This window comes from Photobacterium sp. DNB22_13_2 (assembly GCF_052873915.1).
Genome location: NZ_JBNNXU010000313.1, coordinates 1 through 233, shown reverse-complemented (window position 1 = coordinate 233; position 233 = coordinate 1). Strand labels below are relative to the sequence as shown.

At 69.1% G+C, this 233-nt stretch carries 1 protein-coding gene; it reads right to left on the bottom strand.

Annotated features, from left to right (window positions below; genetic code table 11):
* On the bottom strand, nt 1-157 hold a 157-nt coding region (locus ACVA58_RS28780; RefSeq protein ID WP_446513636.1), incomplete at its 3' end, for a twin-arginine translocation signal domain-containing protein.
* Nucleotides 158-233: the final 76 nt, after the last annotated feature.

The following is a 233-nucleotide window of genomic DNA, read 5'->3' as shown; positions in this document are numbered from 1 at the left end:
GCATGTGGCAATCCACCGCGCCGGCCGGCAGCTTGAATACCGGCCCGGCGCTGCCGCTGGACCACACCTCTTCGGCCTGCGCGACAGCGGGGAGTGCCACCGCTGCCGCACCTGCGCCTGCCAGTTGCAGGAACTGCCTTCTGCTGAGTGCGGCCATGGTCAGGCTGTCTCCGTCTTGGTCAGCATCTGCCCTTCGGGCTTCGCCCGGCTCAACAGCAGCAGCGTCGCCACGC